Source organism: Kineococcus anabasis, from assembly GCF_054590795.1.
Genome location: NZ_BAAIHU010000013.1, coordinates 1 through 22,235, shown reverse-complemented (window position 1 = coordinate 22,235; position 22,235 = coordinate 1). Strand labels below are relative to the sequence as shown.

The 22,235-nt window shown below is 72.2% G+C and carries 10 protein-coding genes and 3 rRNA genes; 5 read left to right on the top strand and 8 right to left on the bottom strand.

Annotated elements, in window-relative coordinates; genetic code table 11:
- Nucleotides 1-49 precede the first annotated feature (49 nt).
- The 3 genes from ACYQBY_RS19890 (at nt 50) to ACYQBY_RS19880 (ending at nt 6,109) form a co-directional block, all read left to right on the top strand.
- Nucleotides 50-4,540 (top strand): FtsK/SpoIIIE domain-containing protein, encoded by a 4,491-nt coding sequence (locus ACYQBY_RS19890; RefSeq protein ID WP_459645635.1) that lies wholly within the window; start codon nt 50-52, stop codon nt 4,538-4,540.
- A gap of 152 nt (nt 4,541-4,692) precedes the next feature.
- Nucleotides 4,693-5,094: an ATP-binding protein gene (locus ACYQBY_RS19885; RefSeq protein WP_459645634.1), complete on the top strand. Its 402-nt coding sequence runs from the start codon at nt 4,693-4,695 to the stop codon at nt 5,092-5,094.
- 40 nt (nt 5,095-5,134) lie between these two features.
- Nucleotides 5,135-6,109: an RNA polymerase sigma factor SigF gene (locus tag ACYQBY_RS19880; RefSeq protein WP_459645633.1), complete on the top strand. Its 975-nt coding sequence runs from the start codon at nt 5,135-5,137 to the stop codon at nt 6,107-6,109.
- Nucleotides 6,110-6,139: 30 nt separating this feature from the next.
- Here the strand turns inward: ACYQBY_RS19880 and ACYQBY_RS19875 are convergent, their stop codons facing one another.
- Complete coding sequence (locus ACYQBY_RS19875; RefSeq protein WP_459645632.1) at nt 6,140-6,553, bottom strand: hypothetical protein; 414 nt, start codon at nt 6,551-6,553, stop codon at nt 6,140-6,142.
- Between the two features lie 345 nt (nt 6,554-6,898).
- Between ACYQBY_RS19875 and ACYQBY_RS19870 the strand changes: the two genes are divergently transcribed.
- Complete coding sequence (locus ACYQBY_RS19870; RefSeq protein WP_459645631.1) at nt 6,899-7,147, top strand: WhiB family transcriptional regulator; 249 nt, start codon at nt 6,899-6,901, stop codon at nt 7,145-7,147.
- Nucleotides 7,148-7,180: 33 nt separating this feature from the next.
- Here ACYQBY_RS19870 and ACYQBY_RS19865 read toward each other — a convergent pair whose 3' ends face one another.
- Together ACYQBY_RS19865 and ACYQBY_RS19860 are read right to left on the bottom strand one after the other, a co-directional pair.
- Nucleotides 7,181-8,701, bottom strand: coding sequence for a sensor histidine kinase (locus ACYQBY_RS19865; protein ID WP_459645630.1), 1,521 nt, complete (start codon nt 8,699-8,701; stop codon nt 7,181-7,183).
- 83 nt (nt 8,702-8,784) lie between these two features.
- Complete coding sequence (locus ACYQBY_RS19860; RefSeq protein WP_459645629.1) at nt 8,785-13,698, bottom strand: NAD-glutamate dehydrogenase; 4,914 nt, start codon at nt 13,696-13,698, stop codon at nt 8,785-8,787.
- Nucleotides 13,699-13,876: 178 nt separating this feature from the next.
- Here ACYQBY_RS19860 and ACYQBY_RS19855 point away from each other — a divergent pair, with 178 nt between their 5' ends.
- Nucleotides 13,877-14,380 (top strand): DUF2505 domain-containing protein, encoded by a 504-nt coding sequence (locus tag ACYQBY_RS19855; protein WP_459645628.1) that lies wholly within the window; start codon nt 13,877-13,879, stop codon nt 14,378-14,380.
- 34 nt (nt 14,381-14,414) lie between these two features.
- Here the strand turns inward: ACYQBY_RS19855 and ACYQBY_RS19850 are convergent, their stop codons facing one another.
- From ACYQBY_RS19850 to ACYQBY_RS19830, 5 genes are all read right to left on the bottom strand, one after another.
- Nucleotides 14,415-14,972 (bottom strand): DUF6912 family protein, encoded by a 558-nt coding sequence (locus ACYQBY_RS19850; RefSeq protein WP_459645627.1) that lies wholly within the window; start codon nt 14,970-14,972, stop codon nt 14,415-14,417.
- A gap of 8 nt (nt 14,973-14,980) precedes the next feature.
- On the bottom strand, nt 14,981-15,781 hold the full coding sequence (locus ACYQBY_RS19845) for a hypothetical protein (RefSeq protein WP_459645626.1): 801 nt from the start codon (nt 15,779-15,781) through the stop codon (nt 14,981-14,983).
- An 830-nt stretch (nt 15,782-16,611) separates the two neighbouring features.
- Nucleotides 16,612-16,728 (bottom strand): 5S ribosomal RNA (rrf, locus tag ACYQBY_RS19840).
- 129 nt (nt 16,729-16,857) lie between these two features.
- Nucleotides 16,858-19,993, bottom strand: a 23S ribosomal RNA gene (locus ACYQBY_RS19835).
- Nucleotides 19,994-20,400: 407 nt separating this feature from the next.
- Nucleotides 20,401-21,919: ribosomal RNA gene (locus ACYQBY_RS19830) — 16S ribosomal RNA — on the bottom strand.
- Together the 16S, 23S and 5S rRNA genes form the textbook arrangement of a ribosomal RNA operon.
- Nucleotides 21,920-22,235 lie beyond the last annotated feature (316 nt).

Genomic DNA, 22,235 nt, shown 5'->3' with positions numbered 1-22,235 from the left:
GTGGACGGCCTGGGCCGGGAGCGCCCGGGCGCTGACAGCATCCGGCGCCGTGCCGATCCGCCTGACGCTCACCGGCCCCGACCCGCAGGACCCGGCGGGCCGGTGGGAGGTGGACGTCGAGGTCGATCCCGCGGCCGGCGGGACCGGCGACGGGCCCGGCGGTGCGGGGACGCGCTGGGAGCACGTCGAGGAACGGCTGCGCGCGCTGAGCGGGCCGTGGTCCGGGCCACCGAGGGTGGGCGGGGTGCGGGTGCCGCCCGGCTCGCTGCTGGGGCGGCGTCCCCTGCTGGACGGCGCCGTCGTCGACGTCGGAGCCTGCGCGGCGGGTGCACCCGCGCGGCACGCCGCGGGCCCGGCCCGGGCCGTGCTGGCGGTGACGGCAGGACCCGACGCCGGCCGCGAGCTGCCCCTGGAGCCGGGCACGCACGTGGTGGGCCGCCGCGGCGCCGGCGTGCCCGTGGCCGACACCGCCCTCTCCCGCCGCCACCTCGCCCTGGGCGTACCCGCGGGCGGCGGCGCCGTGACGGTCGCGGACCTGGGCTCGACCAACGGCACGTGGCTGGAGGAGGACGGCACCCGCCGGGAGGTCGGCGCCGCCGAGCCGCTGCCCGGTCACCCGGTGCGGCTGCACGCGGGCACGTCGGCGTTCGCGCTCGACCCGCCCCCGGAGCCCCCCGCCGCCGCGGGCGAGGACGGCGGCGGCCACGTCCTGGTGAACCGCGCGCCCCGGCTGCGCCCCGCACCCGGCAGCCGGGTGCTGCGCCTGCCCGGCCGGCCGGAGCCCGTACCGCCGCAGCCGTTCCCGTGGCTGGCCGCGGCCGTCCCGGTCGCCCTGGCCGTGGTGATGGCGGTGGTGTGGAGCCCGCTGTCGCTGCTGCTCGGCCTGGCCTCCCCCGTGCTGGTCCTCGGGCAGTGGTGGGGCGACAGGCGTCGCGGCGCGCGGCGGGAGGAGGAGGCCACCACCCGGCACGCCGAGGACAGCGACGCGGTCCTGGAGGAGCTGGCGCGGGAACTGGCCGCCGAGCACGCGGCCCGCCACCGCGACGCCCCCGACGCGGTCACCGTGCTGCGGGTGGCGCGCGGCCCGGGGAGCCGGCTGTGGGAGCGCGGGGCGGACGCCGGGGACGCCCTGGAGCTGCGGCTGGGTACCGGCGACGTGCCCGCGAGCACCTGCTCGCTGGACGGCGACGCCGCCGCGTCGGTGCTGCACGCGGTGCCGGTGACGGTCCGGCTGCCGGAGGTCGGTGTCCTGGGGGTCAGCGGCCCCCGCGGCGCCGTGCTGGGCTGCGCGCGCTCCCTGCTGGGGCAGGTCGCGACGTGGCACGGCCCCGACGAGGTCGCGGTCGCGGTGCTGTCGGCCGCCGGGGACGAGGACGCGGCGGCCGACTGGGGCTGGGCCGCATGGCTGCCCCACGCGCGGGTGCGGCTGTCCCCCGGCGGCACCCCGGGGGACAGCCGCACGTCCGGCAGCGGCCCGGCCGGGGCGCAGCGGCTGGCGGCGGTGGTGGCCGAGCTGAACGCCCTGGTGGCGCGCGGCCCGGGCGTGCCCGCACCGGTTCCGGGCCGGCGCGTCGTGGTCCTCCTCGACGGCTCCCGGCGGCTGCGCGCCGTCCCCGGGATCGCCGGGCTGCTGCGCTCGGGTCCCGCCGCCGGGGTGTTCCTCGTGTGCCTCGACGCCGGGCCGGCCGACCTGCCCGCCGAGTGCGGTGCGGCCCTCCTCCTGCCCGAGGAGACGACCCGCGCGGCCGGCGGCCCGCACGCCGGCGCGGGCGGGGAGGCGGACGAGCAGGTGGGTGGGGAGGCGGTGCTGCGCCGCGAGGGGCACCGGCCGCTGGCCGTGCACGCCGACGGTGTGAGCCCGCGCTGGGCGCAGGACCTGGCACGCGCGCTGGCACCGCTGCGGGACGCGACACCGCCCGCCGCGGGGGCGGCCCTGCCGGAGGGTGTGCGGCTGCTGGAGCTGCTGCGCCGGAGCGACCCGCGGGGCGAGGACCCCCTGGCCCCGGGGGTGCTGGCCCGGCGGTGGAGGCGGCAACCGGCCACCACGCGCTTCCCGGTCGGCTGCGACGAGGCGGGCACGGTCTGGCTCGACCTCGCGGCCGACGGGCCGCACGCCCTCGTGGCGGGCACGACCGGCTCGGGCAAGTCGGAGCTGCTCCAGACGCTCGTGGCCGGCCTGGCCGCGGCCAACCGCCCCGAGGAGCTGCAGTTCGTGCTGGTCGACTACAAGGGCGGCTCGGCGTTCGGCCGGTGCGCCGGCCTGCCGCACTGCGCCGGGCTGGTGACCGACCTCGACGAGCACCTGACCCGCCGTGCGCTGCGGAGCCTGACCGCCGAGGTCCGCCGCCGCGAGCGCCTGCTGCGGGCCGCGGGCGCACCGGACCTGCGGGCGCTGCGCGAGGGCGGCGGGCCGGTGCCGTTCCCGCGGCTGGTGCTGGTCGTCGACGAGTTCCGGGTGCTCGCGGAGGAGCTGCCGGACTTCGTGGCCGGGCTGGTGCGCATCGCGGCGGTGGGGCGCTCCCTGGGCGTGCACCTGGTGCTGGCGACCCAGCGCCCCGCGGGCGTGGTGAGCGCCGACATCCGGGCCAACACGAACCTGCGCATCGCCCTGCGGGTGCAGGACCGCGCTGACGGCGTGGACGTCGTGGGCTCCCCGGAGCCGGCGCTGCTGGACGAGCGCAGCCCCGGTCGCGCGGTGCTGCGCTGCGGCGGCGGGCCCGCCCGCACCGTGCAGGTGGCGCGCGCGGGTGGCCGCGCGCCGGCGCCGGGGACGGGGGCACCGTCGGTGCGGGCGGTGCGCTTCGGGCAGGTCCTGGCCGGCGCGGCGGGAGCCGCACCGGCCCTGCACGGCGGGGACGACCTGGAGCTGCTCGTGGACGCGGTGCGCGGCGCTGCGGCGGAGCTGCACGCGGCGGCCGCCGCCAGCCCGTGGCTCCCGCCGCTGCCGGGATCCCTGAGCACGGCCGACCTGCCCACGGCGGGCGCGGCGGAGCCGGCCGCCGCGCCCGCGTGGGGGCTGCTCGACCTGCCCGGGGAGCAGTCCCAGCCCGTGGCGCGGTGGGACCTGACCGACGGTCAGCACCTGCTCGTCGTGGGCGCGGCGCGCAGCGGGCGCAGCACCCTGCTGCGCACCCTCGTGACGGCCGCCGGGAACTGCTCCGCCGCGGTGCACTGCCAGGTCCTCGACGCGGGCGGCACGCTGGCGGACCTCGCGGCCCACCGGCACGTGGGCTCGCTCGTGGGCCCGGAGGAGCTGTGGCGGGCGGGGCGGGTCCTGTCCCGGCTGCTGGAGGAGGTGCAGGAGCGCCGGGAGCTCCTGGCCGCCCAGGGCGTGCGGAGCCTGGAGGAGCAGCACCTGCGCCGTCCGCCCGCCGAGCGCCTCCCGTACCTGGTGCTGGTGGTCGACGGCTGGGACTCGTGGGCGCGGGCCCTGGCCGACGCCGACCAGGGCGCGGCGGTGGAGGCGGTGCAGCGCCTGCTGCGGGAGGCGTCCGCGCTGGGGGTGCGGGTGGTCCTCAGCGGTGACCGGGGCCTGCTGACCTCGGCGGTCGCGGCGGCCACCGGGACGGTGGTGCTGCTGCGCCTGGCGGACCGGGCGGACGCGGCACTGGCGGGGGTGGACCCGCGCCGGGTGCCGGTGGCGGCTCCCCCGGGGCGCGGCCTGCGGGTGCGGGACGGGCAGGCGGAGGAGGTGCAGGTCGCGGAGCCCGCCACGCCGGGCACCGCGGGGGCGGCGGCAGCACCGGCGACCCCGGCGGGTGCCGCGGGGCCGTGGCGGGTGCGGGCGCTGCCGGAGGAGGGCCCCGTGCTGCCCGGGGTGGTCGTGCCGGCGCAGCGGGGCCGGGCGGGGTCGCCGGTGTTCCCGCGGCTGCTGGTGGGGACCGGTGGCGACGACGGCGGCCCCGTCCACCTGGACCTGACCGCCCGCGGCGCCGGTGCGCTCGTGGTGGGCCCCGCCGGCTCGGGACGCAGCTCGGTGCTGCGGGTGCTGGCGGCCCAGGCTGTGGCGGCCGGCTGGCCGGTGGCGCTCGTGGTGGGACGGGAGGCGGGGCGGGAGGAGCCGGGGGGTCCGGTGTTCCCACCGGGCCGGGGTGCGGAGCTGGCCGCCGCCCTGGACGCGGCGGTGGACGCGGGCACGCCGGCGCTGGTCCTGGCGGACGACGTGGAGGCGCTCGTGGACGCGGACGTGGAGGACGTCCTGCTGCGCCGGCTCGCGGCCGGCACGGGCGAGCGCCTCGTGGGCGCCGGGGTGTCCGCCGACCTGGCGGTGGCCTACCGGGGCCTGGCGGTGCCGCTGCGCAGGGAGCGGCGGGGGCTGCTGCTCGGGACGGGGCGGCGGGTGGAGGGGGAGGTTTTCGGGTTGCGCCCGCTGACGGCCCCGGGCCGGGGACCGGGTGCGGGGTTCGTGCTGCCCGCGGGCCCCGGCGGCGAGGAGGCGGTGCCGGTGCGGCTGGCGCGCCTGGCGCCCGCGGGGGCCGGGGGGTGGTGGGGCCCTACGGTGGTCCCGGGAGCCGGCCGCACGGTGCGGACTCCCCGGTAGGTGTCGGGCGGCGCTGCGCGGGCACTGCGGGGGAGAACCACCGGAGGCACTCCTCCACCGACGCACGGTGAGTACTTATCGACGCTCCGCATCTGCGACGCTGGTGCGGACAGGGGCGCCCGGCGCGGCGCCCGTACCTGGGAGGACGGACCGTGGGAACCACCCTGGCCGGCAGCGGAACCGGCAGCGACCTCGTGGAGCTGCGCGTTCCCGCTGATCCGGCCTACCTGACCGTCGTGCGGACCGCGAGCGCCGGGCTGGCCGCCCGGCTCGACCTCACCCTCGACGAGATCGAGGACCTGCGCATCGCCGTCGACGAGGCGTGCACCCTGCTGCTGGACCCGCAGGCCGAGCACGGCGAGATCACCGCGCTGTTCCGCCTGGGCTCCGGGGTGCTGGAGGTCGAGGTGCGCGGCCCCGCCACGGTGCTGCCGGAGCGCTCGAGCTTCGCGTGGGCGGTGCTGGAGGCGCTCGTCGGCGAGGTCGCGACGGGCCAGTCCACGGAGGGTGCCTGGATCGTGCTGCGGCACACGCGGGCACGGGGAGCGACATGAGGGCGGCGGAGCGGTGGACGGCGCGGGGAGGGGACCGGTGATGGCCGCGGTGGAGGGCGGCGGCGACACCGGCAGGGAGCTGCTGGCGGGTCCTCCTCCGGCGCGCCGCGGGGAGGGCTCGCGAGGGGTGCCGGTCGTGCCGGCACCCGCGCCGGGTGACGACCCCGTGGACGAGGTCACCACGGACGGGGTCACCACGGACGGGGTCACCACGGACGAGGTCACCACGGATGCGACGGTGGACCTGACCGACGTGGTCGTGGAGGACGGCGACGGGCACCCGGTGGCGGGGCACGCGGACTTCGTGCGCTTCGCCGACCTGCCCGAGGGCTCCGCGGAGCGCTCGGCCCTGCGCGAGGACCTGCTGCGGCGGCACCTGCAGCTCTCCGACCACCTCGCGCGGCGCTTCGCGGGCCGCGGTGAGCCGCACGACGACCTCGTGCAGGTCGCCACCATCGGGCTCATCAAGGCCCTGGACCGCTTCGACCCCGCGCGGGGGGTGCCGTTCCCCGCCTACGCGATCCCGACGATGCTCGGCGAGGTCAAGCGGCACTTCCGCGACCGGGGCTGGGCCCTGCGGGTGCCGCGACGGCTGCAGGAGACCGGCCGGGCCCTGGCGGACGCCCGCGAGGCCCTCACGCACGAGCTGGGCCGGGCCCCGACGATCGCCGAGCTCGCCGCGCGCACCGGCCGGGACACCGACGAGGTCGTGGAGATCCTGGAGTCGGCGAACGCCTACTCCACGGTTCCGCTGGACGCCTCGCCCGACTCCGGCGCCTCCACCCTCGGCTCGGTGGACGAGCAGCTGGAGCGGGTGGACAACCGGGAGGCGCTGCGGCCGCTGCTGGCCCAGCTGCCCCCGCGGGAGCGGCGCATCCTGGCGCTGCGCTTCGTGCGCGGGATGTCGCAGTCGCAGATCGCCTCGGAGGTCGGCATCTCCCAGATGCACGTCTCGCGACTGCTCAGCCGGACCCTCGCGCAGCTGCGCGAGGGACTCGGCGGCGACGAGGACTGAGGCGAGCGGCCCGGTCCCGGACCGGCCCGCTCAGAGGTCGACCGCGGCCACGACGTCCCGCCGGAACACGGCGGCGATCACGGCGGCGGCGGGGAGGGTGAGCAGCAGCGCGGCCCACAGGGCACCGCCGGAGAACTGCGGGAGGCCGACGGACAGCTGGAGCACCTGCCAGACCAGGACCGGCGTCCTGGACCAGCGGCGCCGGCGCCACAGGCCGCGCGCGCAGGCGGACAGCCCGGCCGCCAGGGCCAGCGTCAGGACGACGAGGGCGACGGCGGCCCCCACCTCGGTCGCGTCACGTGTCAGCAGGCCCCACACCAGGTAGCCGGCGCCGGCGAGGAGGAGGACGACCTCCGCCACCACCAGGGCCACCAGGACCGTCAGGGCGGGCGGCCGGCCGGCGGTGGTCGCGGGATCCGGCGCGGGTGGGGGAACGTCTCGCACGCCGGAACCGTAACCGTTCGTGCCGGATGGGTGAGTTACCGCCCGGACGGCTCGAAACGTGACCCAGCGTGCGGGACTAATTCCGGATGGATACGATGTTACGTCCGTGTGACGAATGCCTCAGGCAGCCACGTCCAAGACGTTGCCCGTTCCTCTTGTGGGACCGGCCGCGGGATGTGAACCTGTAGTCAACGAGATCCCCGACGGGTAGTTGTCGCACGCGACCGCGCACCCGTCCCGGCACCGCCGTCGTCGCCGGTGCTCAGGGGTCACCGCACCCGAATCCGCTCCCGGCGGCTTCATGGTGCGTACCCGACACCGCTACGCAGAGGAGTGAACACAACGATGGACTGGCGTCACCGTGCCGCCTGCCTCGACGAGGACCCGGAGCTCTTCTTCCCGATCGGCAACACCGGCCCGGCCATCCTGCAGATCGAGGAGGCCAAGGCCGTCTGCCGTCGCTGCGACGTCGTCGAGTCGTGCCTGAAGTGGGCGATCGAGACGGGGCAGGACGCAGGCGTGTGGGGTGGGCTCTCGGAGGACGAGCGCCGCGCCCTCAAGCGTCGCGCGGCCCGCGCTCGCCGCGCTGGCTGACCGAACCCGCGACACCACCTGCGCCCCGGCCCCTCAGGGCCGGGGCGCAGCCGCGTCGGCCCGGCGCGCCGAGCGGATGCGGGCCTCCAGGCGCACCTCCGTCCCACCGGCGGGGCTCGCCCCGAAGTCCATCCGGCCGCGCAGCTCCCCCGCCACCAGCGAGTGCACGATCTGGGTGCCGAGACCGGAGCGGCCCACGGCGAAGTCCTCCGGCAGCCCCATGCCGTCGTCGGAGACCACCACGATGAGCCGCTCGTCGTCCTCCCGCTGCACCCGCAGGTGCACCGTGCCCTCCTCCCCCGGCCGGTAGCCGTGCTCCACGGCATTGGTGACGAGCTCGGTCAGCACGAGCGCCAGCGGGGTGGCGTCCTCCTGCCGCAGCGCCCCGAAACGCCCGTCCCGCGCGATGCGCACCCGCGCCGACGTCGACGTCGCCACCTCCGCCGCCAGCATCAGGCACCGGTCGAGCACCTGGTCGAAGTCCACCGTCTCGTCCACGCCCTGCGCGAGCGTCTCGTGGACCAGCGCGATCGTCGCCACGCGCCGCATCGCCTCCTGCAGCGCCGCGCGCCCCTCGTCGGACCCGATGCGCCGCGCCTGCAGCCGCAGCAGCGCCGCCACCGTCTGCAGGTTGTTCTTCACCCGGTGGTGCACCTCCCGGATGGTGGCGTCCTTGGTCAGCAGCTCGCGCTCCCGGCGGCGCAGCTCCGAGACGTCGCGCACGAGCAGCAGCGCGCCGACCCGCACCGGCGGCACCCTGGTGTCGTCGCGGCGCACCAGCGGGATCGCCCGCATCGACAGGGTCGCCGCGTCGGTCTCCAGGTCCGTGCGCCACGGGGCGCGGCCCATCACCACGAGCGGCAGCGACTCGTCGACAGGCAGGTGGCTCGCCACCAGGTTGGAGGCGACCTCCGCGAGGCTGGCGCCCACCAGGTCCCCGATGAGCCCGGCCCGGTGGAAGGCGGACAGCGCGTTCGGGCTGGCGTACGTGACGGTTCCCTCCGCGTCCAGGCGCAGCATCCCGTCGCCGACACGCGGAGCGCCCCGGCGCGACCCGGTCGGCGCACCCGCCTGCGGGAAGTCCCCGGTGGCGACCATGCGCGCCAGGTCGTCCGCGCACTTGATGTAGCTGAGCTCCAGGCGGCTGGGGGTGCGCGACGCCGCCAGGTTCGTGTGCCGCGCCAGCACCGCGAGAACCCTGCCGTCGCGGACCACGGGGATGGTCTCCTCGCGGACGGCGGCGTCCTCGTCCCACTCCGGGTCCCTGCCCCGGATGGTGCGGCCCTCGTCGAAGCTGGCGTCCACCTGCGGGCGCCGCCCGCGCTGCAGCACCGAGCCCACCACGTCGTCGTAGTGGACGGTGGGACCGGTCGTGGGCCGGCAGTGCGCCACGGCGACGAACCCGTCGCCACCCGCCGCGGGCGCCCACAGCACCAGGTCGGCGAAGGACAGGTCGGACAGCAGCTGCCAGTCCCCCACCAGCAGGCGGATCCACTCCGCGTCGGCCGGCTCGAGGTCCGTCTTGGTGCGCAGCAGGTCGGTCGTCGAAGGCACCACTGCAGCGTAGGGGCGCAGGGCGCCCCGCCGTCACGACGGTCCACCGCCGCACTCCCGCACGGGGGTGCGGCGGTGGGCCCTCAGCCGGCCCGCAGGACGGTGCGCAGGACGCGCAGCGCCACGGACAGCGACGCCAGGTCGCTGTGCTCCAGCGCCCGGATCTCCTGCATCGTCGCCCTGGCCCGCCGGACCGCGGCGGCGTTGGCCTCCTCCCACAGGGACACCGCGCGCTCGGGCTCGCGCACACCCTGCGCCCCGGTGTCCGCGCCGCCGACCGCCAGGACGGCGCGGGTCAGCTCGCGCAGCGCCGAGTACAGGTCGTCGCGCAGCGCCGCCCGGGCCAGGGACTGCCAGCGGTCGGCGCGGCCCAGCTCGCTGATCCGGGTGAGCAGGTCGTCCACGCCGTAGCGCTCCGAGACGGCGTACCAGGTGGCCGCGACGTCCCGCGGCGACCGGCCGATCTCCTCGGCCAGCTCGGCCACGTCCAGCAGGGAGAACGTGTACAGCAGCGTCGCGAAGCGCTCCGCCGTCGCCTCCGGCACCCCCAGGCCCAGCAGCTCCGCCGCCTCCGCCCGCATCGCCCCGGCCTCCGCGCCGCGCAGCAGGCCCGGCACCTCCCCGGCCAGGCCCGACACCACGTCCCCGAACCTGCGGACCTCCGTGGCCACGTCGAGCCCCTCGGGCCGCACGTGGAGGAACCAGCGCACCGAGCGGTCCAGCAGCCGCTGCACCTGCACGCGCAACCTGGTCTGCACCTCCGCCGGCACGACGCCGTCGAGGGCCTCCACCTGCCCGGTCAGCTCCGGCAGCGAGAACGTCTCGCGGACCACGGCGTAGGCGCGCACCACCTGTGCCGCGTCGGCCCCCGTCTCCTCCCGCGCGCGGAAGGCGAAGGTGATGCCGCCGGAATTCACGAGGTCGTTGACCAGGACGGTGGTGCTGATCTCCCGGCGCAGCGGGTGCTCCGTCACCCCGTCCCCGAAGCGCTCCACCAGCTCCCGGGGGAAGTAGCCCAGGAGCTCCCGCGACACCCACGCCTCGTCCGGCAGGTCGCCGGCGAGGACGGCCCCGGCGAGCCCGATCTTGGCGTAGGCGGACAGCACCGACAGCTCCGGCACCGTCAGGCCCAGCCCTTCGCGGGCGCGCCGGTCCACCTCCGCGGCGGACGGCAGGAACTCCAGCTCCCGGTCCAGCGCCCCGGCCGCCTCGAGGGAGTCGACGAACCGCCGGTGCGCCGGCAGCAGCCGGGCCGCGCTGTGGCCCTCCACCGAGAGCATCGTGTTCTGCTCGTAGTTGTTGCGCAGCACCAGGCGCGCCACGTCGTCCGTCATCCGGCCGAGGGTGCGGTTGCGCTCCTCCCCGTCGAGCTGCCCGTCGGCGACGAGGTGGTCGAGGAGGATCTTGATGTTGACCTCGTGGTCGCTGCAGTCGACACCGGCGGAGTTGTCGATCGCGTCGGTGTTCAGCTTCACCCCGCGCAGCGCCGCCTCGACCCGCCCGCGCTGGGTGAGGCCGAGGTTGCCGCCCTCGCCGACGACACGCACCCGCAGGTCCTGCCCGTCGATGCGGACCGGGTCGTTGGCCTTGTCGCCGACGTCCGCGGCGGTCTCCGTGGACGCCTTGACGTAGGTCCCGATCCCGCCGTTCCACAGCAGGTCCACCGGTGCCCGCAGCACCGCCCGCACCAGGTCCGTCGGGCTCATGGCGCCCGTGCCCTCCGGCAGCCCGAGCCGGGCCGCCACCTGCGGCGTCACGGGGACGGACTTCGCGGTGCGGGAGTGCACCCCTCCCCCGGGGCTGATGAGCGCGGGGTCGTAGTCGGCCCACGAGGAGCGGCCCAGCCCGAACAGCCGCTGCCGCTCCGCGAAGGAGGCCGCGGGGTCGGGGTCGGGGTCGAGGAACACGTGCCGGTGGTCGAACGCCGCGACCAGCCGGATGTGCCCCGACAGCAGCATCCCGTTGCCGAACACGTCGCCGCTCATGTCGCCCACGCCGACCACGGTGACGTCCGTGCTCTGCGGGTCGACGCCGAGCTCCCGGAAGTGCCGGCGCACGCTCTCCCACGCCCCGCGGGCGGTGATGCCCATGGCCTTGTGGTCGTAGCCGTTGGAGCCGCCGGAGGCGAAGGCGTCCCCGAGCCAGAACCCCTTCTCCCGGGCGATCTCGTTGGCGGTGTCCGAGAACGTCGCGGTGCCCTTGTCCGCGGCGACGACGAGGTACGGGTCGTCGCCGTCGTAGCGCACCACTTCCGCGGGCGGGACGACGACCTGCTGCCCGCCCTCGGTGTGCAGGTTGTCGGTGACGTCGAGCAGGGCACCGATGAAGGTGCGGTAGCTGGCGACGCCCTCCGCCCACCAGGCGTCGCGGTCGGCGGCCGGGTCGGGCAGCTGCCTGGCGACGAAGCCCCCCTTGGCGCCCGTCGGCACGATGACCGCGTTCTTGACGACCTGCGCCTTGACGAGGCCCAGCACCTCGGTGCGGAAGTCCTCGCGCCGGTCGGACCAGCGCAGCCCGCCGCGCGCGACGTCCCCGAAGCGCAGGTGCACGCCCTCCACGCGGGGGCTGTACACCCAGATCTCGTACGCGGGCCGCGGTTCGGGCAGCCCGACGATCCCCCGCGGGTCCAGCTTGAACGACAGGTGCACGTGGCGGCGCCCGTCGGGGCCGCGCTGGAAGGCGTTGGTGCGCAGCACGGCCCGCACCACCGACATCAGCGCGCGCAGGATCCGGTCGGCGTCGAGCCCGGCGACGTCGTCGAGGGCACCGTTCGCCTCTTCGAGGACCGCCGCGACCGTCTCCCGGCGCTCGTCGGCGTCCAGGGAGCGGGCCGGGGCGAACCTGGCCTCGAACAGGCGGACCAGGAGCCTCGTCGCGGCGCCGTTCGCCAGCAGCGTCGAGGCGATGTAGTCCAGGCTGTAGGGCAGACCCGTCTGCCGCAGGTAGCGCACCAGGGCGCGCACCACCGCGACCTCGCGCCAGTGCAGCTGGGCCTGCAGCACCAGGCGGCTGAGGGAGTCGCTCTCGGCGCGCCCGGACCAGGCCGCCGCGAACGCCGACGTGAACAGCCGGTGCAGGACGTCGGGGTCGACACCCGCGCGCTGCAGCTCCGCGGGCAGCCGGAAGCCGAAGTCGTACACCCACGCCGTCGCCCCGTCGGAGCGGTGCAGGGTGTGCGGGTGCTCGTCGGTGACCTCGACCCCGAGGTCGCCCAGCAGGGGGAGCACGGTGCTGAGGGTCACCGGCTCGGTGCGGTAGAAGATGAGCCGCCAGATGCCGTTCTCCGCGTCCTCGGGCTCGTGCAGCGCCAGCTGGGGCGTCTCGTCGCCCTCGGCCACCGCGCGCAGCAGCTCCTCGAGCCGGTGGATCTCCACGACCGCGGTGAAGGGCATCACGTCCGCCCGGTACGCCTCCGGGATGCCCCTGACCCAGTGGCGGGTGAGCTCCGCGCCCTCGTCCTCCCCGAGCACGTCGCGGGCGGCGTCGGCGAACTCGTCCTCCCAGCTGCGGGTGGCCCGCACCAGCGCCGCCTCCAGCTCGGTGGCGTCGACCTGGCGCAGTTCCTCCCCCGGACGCGCCCGCACCACCACGTGGACGCGTGCCAGCACGGACTCCGACACGGCGAGGGTGTGCTCCACGCTGCCGGCGTCGAACGCGCCCTGCAGGACCCGCTCGATCTCCGCGCCGACCTGGGTGGTGTAGCGGTCGCGGGGCAGGAAGACCAGGCACGACATGAAGCGCCGGTAGTCGTCCTGCCGCAGGAACAGGCGGGTGCGGCGGCGCTCCTGCAGGCGCAGCACCGCGATGGCCGTGCGGAAGACGTCCTCGACGGGGGCCTGCAGCAGCTCGTCGCGGGGGAACGTCTCCAGGACGGTGAGCAGGTCCTTGGCGGAGTGCCCGCTGGCCGCGAACCCGGCGCGCTGCAGGACGGCGGCGACCTTCTCGGCCACGACGGGCACGCGCCGCACGCTCTCGGTGTAGGCCGAGGACGTCAGCAGGCCCAGGAAGCGGCGCTCGCCCACGACGCGGCCCTGGGCGTCGAACCTCTTGACGCCGATGTAGTCCAGGTAGGCGGGCCGGTGCACGGTGGCGCGGGCGTTGGCCTTGGTGATGACGAGGGGGTGCGGTTCGCGCGCGTGGTCGCGGACCGGGCCGCTGAGCCGCCGGGCCGGGCGCTTGGGCCGCTCCTCCGACTCCCCCAGGACCCCCAGGCCCGTGCCCGGCCGGGCACGCAGCACGTCGTGGCCGTCCTCGGTGTCCAGGTCGTACTCGCGGTAGCCGAGGAACGTGAAGCGGTCGTCGGCGAGCCAGCGCAGGAAGCGCTCGGCGCCGTGCAGCTCCGCGGCGTCCGGCCCGGGCGGTGGGGCGTCGCGCAGCTCGTCCGCCAGCTCCAGCGCGCGGGCCCGCATGGGTTTCCAGTCGCGGACGGCGGCGTGGACGTCGGCGAGCACACCGCGCAGGGACGCCTCCAGGGCCGCGAGGCGCCCGGGATCGTCGATGCGGTCGATCTCGACGCGGATCCACGACTCGCCCTGGCACCCGGTCTCGGTGTCCGGGCCGGTGACGACGCGCTGCAGGGTGCCACCGGCGTCGCGCACGACGCACAGCTGGGGGTGCACGAGCTGGTGGATGGCGAGGCCCTGCCGGGTGATCTCGGCCGTGACGGAGTCGACGAGGAAGGGCATGTCGTCGGTGACGACCTCCACGGCGCTGCGCCGGGACCTGCCGGCGGCCTCGGGCCCGTGCACCCGCACCGTCGTGGTGCCGGGGGGACGCCGCGTCCCGGTCTGCAGGTGGGACAGCAGGGCGGCACCGTGCTCGGCGGGCGGGCGGGCGCTGAGGTCCTCGTCGGGCGTGTGGGCGTAGTACCTGGCGAGGAGCGCTTCCAGCGCCTCGCGTGAGGACAGGCCACCGGGCAGGTCGCCCGCCGGGGAGGGCAGGGCGGCGCAGGCGGCGAGCAGGGCGGAACCGGACTGTTCGGCGACGTTGCCGGGCATGGCGCGCTCCGTGGTGGCGGTCGGGTCGGCACTGCGCTCGACCCTAGCCCTGCCCGGTCGCGGGCGGCGCGTCCACGCGTGGTCCTGCGGGACCGCAGGCCGGAGGCGTCCCGGCGGTCACCTAGGCTTCGGCTGCGGGCCGCCCGGGCCCTGCTGGGCGAGCGGTGGAGGAGGCAGCGTGCGGCTGCACGAGGAGATCCGCTACGACGCGGCCGTGGAAGCGGTCTTCGCCGTCCTCACGGACCCGGCGTTCCTGGACGCCAGGTGCGCCGCGGCGGGCGCCCTGGAGCACTCCCGCGAGGTGCGGCCCTCGGGAGCGGGAACGACGGTGACGGTGCGCCGGGTGCTGAGCACCCGGGGTCTGCCGGACTTCGCGGCCCGCATGCTGGGCGCGACCATGACCCTGACGGAGAGCACCGCCTGGGGCGCACCCGGCGGGCAGGGGGAACGCCGCGGTACCACCACCCTGCGGATCGAGGGCGCACCGGTCACGCTCACGGGGGAGACCGTGCTGCGCCCCGAGGGGGTCGCGGGCAGCGTCCAGGTCGTGAGCGGTGACCTCGTGGCCAAGGTGCCGCTCTTCGGGGGCAAGGTGGAGCAGGCCGCCGCGCCGGCCCTGCGGGCCGGCGTGCTGGCGGAGGGAGCGCTCGCCGCCCGCTGGCTGGCCGAGCGCGGCTCCTGAACCCTGCCGCGGGAGCGCTGCAGGCGCGCCCGGGTCAGGGTGCGCGCAGCAGGTCGTCCACCTCGGTGGCGTCGTACCAGAGCAGCTCGTGCCCCTCGGCGGCCTCGACGCTGAACCGGGCGTCCTCGTCACCGGCCGCTGCGGCGTCGAGGTTGTCCACGGCCGCGGTGACGTCGTCGACGGCCTCCTCGTCGTCGACGTGCACGCTGACGAGGCAGGCCCGCGGGATGTCGCGGGTGAGGAGGACCGCGGAGCGGCCGGTGCCGGACATGCTCAGCGGCGGTGAGGCGGTGAGGGCGTCCTGCGGGACGTCCAGCGCGAGGACGACGCGCCGGCGCGGCGCGGTGGGGTCCGCGGCCAGCAGGTGCAGGGACCGCTCGGCCGCGTCGCTGGACGCCGCGTACTCCAGCTCCTCCTCCAGCTCCCGCGGATCGGCGTCGACGTACCACTCGCGCAGGGCGTGGGTGACCCCGTGAACCTGCACGGGGGCCTGCGCGAGGACCACCTCGCCGTCGCCGGCCACGACGGACCGCAGCGACGACAGGGTGCTGGGCAGGTAGACGCGGACGGTCCTCGGTCCGGTACCAGGCATGGGAGGGCTCAGCCCCGCTCCCCGTGGTTCCCGACGGCTGCCGAAGCTCCGGCATCGCCGCCGACAGCGGCGTCCTCCTCGGAGAAGCGGATGCCGTCGAGGTCGGCGAGCCGCTCGTCGGCGTCGGTCTCACCGAGGTGGTCGGCGTTGGCTGCGCGCTCGAACCACAACCGCGCCTCGGCCGCCCGGCCCGACTCCTCCAGCGCGTCCGCGTAGGCGTACCAGAGACGCGGCTGCCACGGACGGGCACGATCCCGTGCCTGCAGCTCGGGGCCCTGGAGTGCCACGACGGCCGCCTCGGCCTGCCCGAGGTCGCGACGCGCTCCAGCGGCGACGATCAGCATCTCGACACGTCCCCCTTCGTCCAGCTCACGTGCTTCGGCGGATCCCGCAAGTTCGAGCGCACGCTCGGGACGCCCCAACCCGCGCTCGCAGTCGGCCATGATCGGCAGGTAGGCCGGATCGCCCGTCAGCCGGCGGGCCGCCCGGAACTCGGCCAGGGCGGCGTCGAAGTGCCCGGCGCGGTAGGCGGCGATGCCCGCTGCTTCGCGCACCATACCGATTCGGCCGGCCCGGCGTTGCGCTGCGCGCGCGTGCTGCCACGCCTGTTCGGGGTCCTCGTCGACGAGGCGCCCTGCGAGCACGAGGTGCCGTGCGACCGCCAGGGCGTTCGGGGCGGCGAGCCCGCGCAGCGCCTCGCGCGCCGCCGGGTCCAGTTCACGGCCCGTGACGTCCTCGGGCAGCGGCGGCTCCGGCTCCCGCTCGGCCCGCACACGCTCGGGGGGACGCGAACTCCTGCCCGTCGTCACCGAGTCGCGTCCTGCGGGACGACCGGGCCGCTGGCCCCCCGACCCGGCACGCTGCGGGCCTGCACCTCCGCGGCCACCGGTCGCGCCGGGTGCCGCTGCCCGCCGAGGTGCACCGGTTCGAGCCGCATCGGGACGCCGCTCGGGGCGTCCCTGTCTCTGGGCGTCACCGTTCTCGCCCGCGCGCCGCTCGGCTTGCTGCCGCGGCGCGTCGTCGCGGTCCCGCCGGACGTCACGGCGCCCACCGTCCCGGCTGTCCGCGGGACGCCCGCCGCTCCGGGGCCCGGCTGTGGTGCCCGACCGGTCGCGCCCGTCCCGGGGCCCGTCCTGCGAGGACGGGCCGGACTCCCTCGCGGGCCGGTCCCAGGACCGGCTCTGCCCCTGGCGCTCGGCACCGGCGCGCGACTGGCCACCGCGAGGGGCACCGGGCGCCCCACCGCGCCCGGACCGGGCCGCGTTCGAGGCGTCGCCGCCCGCCTGAGAGCCTGCACGGCCGCGTCCGCCGCCGGAACCCGCCGCCCCGCTGCCGGCGCGCCGGGGTGCGCCGCCACGCCCTCCTGTGGGCCCGCCGGACCGACCAGACGCTCCGAAGCTCACAGGCACCCCTTGATACAGACGGCAGTCGTTGGTCCGCTGGTCGCGTCACCGCGACACACCCGCCGAGGGCGCGCGGCCTCCCTACGATCCCACACCGAAGAGGACGGTCATGACCGTCGAGGACGAGGAGGGGGTGGTCGCTGTGGGTGTTGGCTGGTGTGGTTGGTGGGGGAAATGGTGGAGGCCCCACCCCCCTGCCACGTGGTGTGGCGAGGGGGTGGGGCCTGTCACGGGTAGTCCGGCGGTGTCCTACTCTCCCACCCCCTCTCGGAGGCAGTACCATCGGCGCTGGTGGGCTTAGCTTCCGGGTTCGGAATGTGACCGGGCGTTTCCCCACCGCTATGACCACCGAAACACTTCTCGGGTCTGCTACTCACCACACACCCCCCACACCCCCAACGTCATGCGGGGGGTGGGTGGGGGTGGGCTCGTATCCCGGGAACCACACAGTGGACGCGAACACACAGTTTCATAGCCTGTTTGTTGTCAAGTTGTCGGCTTATTAGTACCGGTCAGCTGCACACCTCGCTAGTGGGTGCTTCCACATCCGGCCTATCAACCCAGTAGTCTGCTGGGAGCCTCTCCCACCCCGAAGGTGGATGGAAACCTCATCTCGAAGCAGGCTTCCCGCTTAGATGCTTTCAGCGGTTATCCCTTCCGAACGTAGCCAACCAGCCGTGCTCCTGGCGGAACAACTGGCACACCAGAGGTTCGTCCGTCCCGGTCCTCTCGTACTAGGGACAGCCCTTCTCAAGTTTCCGACGCGCGCAGCGGATAGGGACCGAACTGTCTCACGACGTTCTAAACCCAGCTCGCGTACCGCTTTAATGGGCGAACAGCCCAACCCTTGGGACCTACTCCAGCCCCAGGATGCGACGAGCCGACATCGAGGTGCCAAACCATGCCGTCGATATGGACTCTTGGGCAAGATCAGCCTGTTATCCCCGGGGTACCTTTTATCCGTTGAGCGACCGCGTTTCCACAAACCACGGCCGGATCACTAGTCCCGACTTTCGTCCCTGCTCGACATGTCTGTCTCACAGTCAAGCTCCCTTGTGCACTTACACTCGCCACCTGATTGCCAACCAGGCTGAGGGAACCTTTGGGCGCCTCCGTTACTCTTTAGGAGGCAACCGCCCCAGTTAAACTACCCACCAGGCACTGTCCCTGATCCGGATCACGGACCGAAGTTAGACATCCAGAACGACCAGAGTGGTATTTCAACGGTGACTCCACCGACACTGGCGTGCCGGCTTCACAGTCTCCCACCTATCCTACACAAGCCGTTCCGAACACCAATACCAAGCTATAGTGAAGGTCCCGGGGTCTTTCCGTCCTGCTGCGCGTAACGAGCATCTTTACTCGTAGTGCAATTTCGCCGAGTTCGCGGTTGAGACAGCGGAGAAGTCGTTACGCCATTCGTGCAGGTCGGAACTTACCCGACAAGGAATTTCGCTACCTTAGGATGGTTATAGTTACCACCGCCGTTTACTGGCGCTTAAGTTCTGAGCTTCGCGCACCGAAGTGCACTAACCCGTCCCCTTAACGTTCCAGCACCGGGCAGGCGTCAGTCCGTATACATCGTCTTGCGACTTAGCACGGACCTGTGTTTTTAGTAAACAGTCGCTTCTCCCTGGTCTCTGCGGCCCTCAAAGGCTAGCCAGCAAGTGGCTTCACCCCTCAGGCCCCCCTTCTCCCGAAGTTACGGGGGCATTTTGCCGAGTTCCTTAACCACGATTCACTCGATCGCCTTGGTATTCTCTACCTGACCACCTGAGTCGGTTTAGGGTACGGGCGGCTCGAACCTCGCGCCGAGGCTTTTCTAGGCAGCATGGGATCACCCTACTTCCCCCATACGGGGTCACCATCAGGTCTCAGGCTGTGTGAGGTGCGGATTTGCCTACACCTCGCCCTACACCCTTGGACGTGGACAACCATCGCCACGCGGAAGCTACCCTCCTGCGTCACCCCTGTTACTACGCTTGCCTACTACCGGTTCGGGTCGCACGCTCCACCACAACACCCCCGAAGGGATCCTGGGCTTTGGGTGCTCAGCATCACCAGGTTCAGCATGGGCGGTTCTACGCCGGTACGGGAATATCAACCCGTTGTCCATCGACTACGCCTGTCGGCCTCGCCTTAGGTCCCGACTTACCCAGGGCGGATTAGCCTGGCCCTGGAACCCTTGGTCATTCGGCGGACGGGTTTCTCACCCGTCATTCGCTACTCATGCCTGCATTCTCACTCGTGTGCAGTCCACGACTCGATTCCTCGGCCGCTTCACCCCACACACGACGCTCCCCTACCCATCCACGCACCTGGACCCACCCCACGAGGGAGCAGGCCGAGCATACGCGTGAATGCCACGGCTTCGGCGGTGTGCTTGAGCCCCGCTACATTGTCGGCGCGGAATCACTTGACCAGTGAGCTATTACGCACTCTTTAAAGGGTGGCTGCTTCTAAGCCAACCTCCTGGTTGTCTGCGCAACTCCACATCCTTTCCCACTTAGCACACGCTTTGGGGCCTTAGCCGGTGATCTGGGCTGTTTCCCTCTCGACTACGAAGCTTATCCCCCGCAGTCTCACTGCCACGCTCTCACTTACCGGCATTCGGAGTTTGGCTGACGTCAGTAACCCGGTGGGGCCCATCGGCCATCCAGTAGCTCTACCTCCGGCAAGAAACACGTGACGCTGCACCTAAATGCATTTCGGGGAGAACCAGCTATCACGGAGTTTGATTGGCCTTTCACCCCTACCCACAGCTCATCCCCCAGGTTTTCAACCCTGGTGGGTTCGGTCCTTCACGCGGTCTTACCCGCGCTTCAACCTGGCCATGGGTAGATCACTCCGCTTCGGGTCTAGAGCACGCGACTCAAACGCCCTATTCGGACTCGCTTTCGCTACGGCTACCCCACACGGGTTAACCTCGCCACGTACCACTAACTCGCAGGCTCATTCTTCAAAAGGCACGCCGTCACTCCCCCGCAGGGACAGCTCCGACGGCTTGTAGGCACACGGTTTCAGGTACTATTTCACTCCCCTCCCGGGGTGCTTTTCACCTTTCCCTCACGGTACTTGTCCGCTATCGGTCATCAGGAAGTATTTAGGCTTACCAGGTGGTCCTGGCAGATTCACACGAGATTTCACGGGCCCCGTGCTACTCGGGATACCCCTCGGGAGGCCACGCCATTTCGCCTACGGGGGTCTCACCCACTATGCCGGACCTTCCCAGATCCTTCGGCTATGACACGACTTTCTGACTCCCTGGAAGGATGACAGCCCTTCCTGAAGGGTCCCACAACCCCGGACGTGCAACGCCTGTCAGCTTTAACACACGACTCGGTTTAGCCTCATCCGCTTTCGCTCGCCACTACTCACGGAATCGCGGTTGCTTTCTCTTCCTGTGGGTACTGAGATGTTTCACTTCCCCACGTTCCCTCCACACACCCTATGTGTTCAGGTGCGGGTGACTGGACATGATTCCAGCCGGGTTTCCCCATTCGGAAATCCTCGGATCAACGTTCGGTTGCCAACTCCCCGAGGCTTATCGCAGGCTCCTACGTCCTTCATCGGCTCCTGATGCCAAGGCATCCACCATGTGCCCTTAAAAACTTGGCCACAAAAGACTACAAAGATGCTCGCGTCCACTGTGCAGTTCTCAACATACGAGCCGCAGCCACCGGCAACCACCCAACACCCACCCCCACCAACCCCCACCACAAGAGAGGGGACCGGGAAGCGGTATGCCGGACACCGGCAAACCCGACCAGAAAGACAACCTCACGGCCGATCTTTCAGGACCCAACAGCGTGCCAGCGGCCTCTTCCCCCACTCTTCTCCCGGTCCAACCACCCCACCCTTCCCGAAGGAAGGAAAGAGCCGGCGTACTGGAGAGACACGAGCAGACGAAGAAGCCGCATGTCGATGTTCCACCCGTGAGCTACCGCCCCGTGACATCCGCACGGGCAACGGCCTCTGGACACCCACCACCCGAAGGCGTGATGTGGATGTCAGATGCTCCTTAGAAAGGAGGTGATCCAGCCGCACCTTCCGGTACGGCTACCTTGTTACGACTTCGTCCCAATCGCCAGTCCCACCTTCGACGGCTCCCTCCCACAAGGGGTTGGGCCACCGGCTTCGGGTGTTACCGACTTTCGTGACGTGACGGGCGGTGTGTACAAGGCCCGGGAACGTATTCACCGCAGCGTTGCTGATCTGCGATTACTAGCGACTCCGACTTCACGGGGTCGAGTTGCAGACCCCGATCCGAACTGAGGACGGCTTTTTGGGATTCGCTCCACCTCACGGTCTCGCAGCCCTTTGTACCGTCCATTGTAGCATGCGTGAAGCCCAAGACATAAGGGGCATGATGATTTGACGTCATCCCCACCTTCCTCCGAGTTGACCCCGGCAGTCTCCTATGAGTCCCCGCCATAACGCGCTGGCAACATAGAACGAGGGTTGCGCTCGTTGCGGGACTTAACCCAACATCTCACGACACGAGCTGACGACAACCATGCACCACCTGCACGCAGCCACCTAAATGACCCGACATCTCTGCCGGTAAACTGCGCATGTCAAGCCTTGGTAAGGTTCTTCGCGTTGCATCGAATTAATCCGCATGCTCCGCCGCTTGTGCGGGCCCCCGTCAATTCCTTTGAGTTTTAGCCTTGCGGCCGTACTCCCCAGGCGGGGCGCTTAATGCGTTAGCTGCGGCACAGAACCCGTGGAATGGGTCCCACACCTAGCGCCCAACGTTTACGGCATGGACTACCAGGGTATCTAATCCTGTTCGCTCCCCATGCTTTCGCTCCTCAGCGTCAGTTACGGCCCAGAGACCCGCCTTCGCCACCGGTGTTCCTCCTGATATCTGCGCATTTCACCGCTACACCAGGAATTCCAGTCTCCCCTGCCGCACTCTAGTCTGCCCGTACCCACTGCAAGCTCAGGGTTAAGCCCTGAGTTTTCACAGCAGACGCGACAAACCGCCTACGAGCTCTTTACGCCCAATAATTCCGGACAACGCTTGCACCCTACGTATTACCGCGGCTGCTGGCACGTAGTTAGCCGGTGCTTCTTCTGCAGGTACCGTCACTTGCGCTTCTTCCCTGCTGAAAGAGGTTTACAACCCGAAGGCCGTCATCCCTCACGCGGCGTCGCTGCGTCAGGCTTTCGCCCATTGCGCAATATTCCCCACTGCTGCCTCCCGTAGGAGTCTGGGCCGTGTCTCAGTCCCAGTGTGGCCGGTCGCCCTCTCAGGCCGGCTACCCGTCGTCGCCTTGGTAGGCCATTACCCCACCAACAAGCTGATAGGCCGCGAGCCCATCCCCAGCCGAAAAACTTTCCACACCCCACCATGCGGCGGGCTGTCATATCCGGTATTAGCTCCGGTTTCCCGGAGTTATCCCAGAGCCAGGGGCAGGTTGCTCACGTGTTACTCACCCGTTCGCCACTGATCCCCCCCGAAGGGGTTCACCGTTCGACTTGCATGTGTTAAGCACGCCGCCAGCGTTCGTCCTGAGCCAGGATCAAACTCTCCGTCGAAGAACATCCACCCCCACCACCCCCGAAGGAGCAACCAGGAGCAAACTTCACTCGATCAGAACACCCAAGCAAAACCCGGGCGCTTGATCTGGCATCTACACAGACCCAGCCCACGCTGACGAGGACCAGGCCCTTTCAACACCAAAGGAATCCCACCACCAACCACCACAACCCCACCCACAACAGGCAAAGCCACGGCAACCGGCAGTCGGGGTCAAACTATTGGCATCGACATTCGGCACACTGTTGAGTTCTCAAACATCGGACGCACACCCACCCACCACCCCGAAGAGCAGCAGCCAAGGAGGCAACCTTC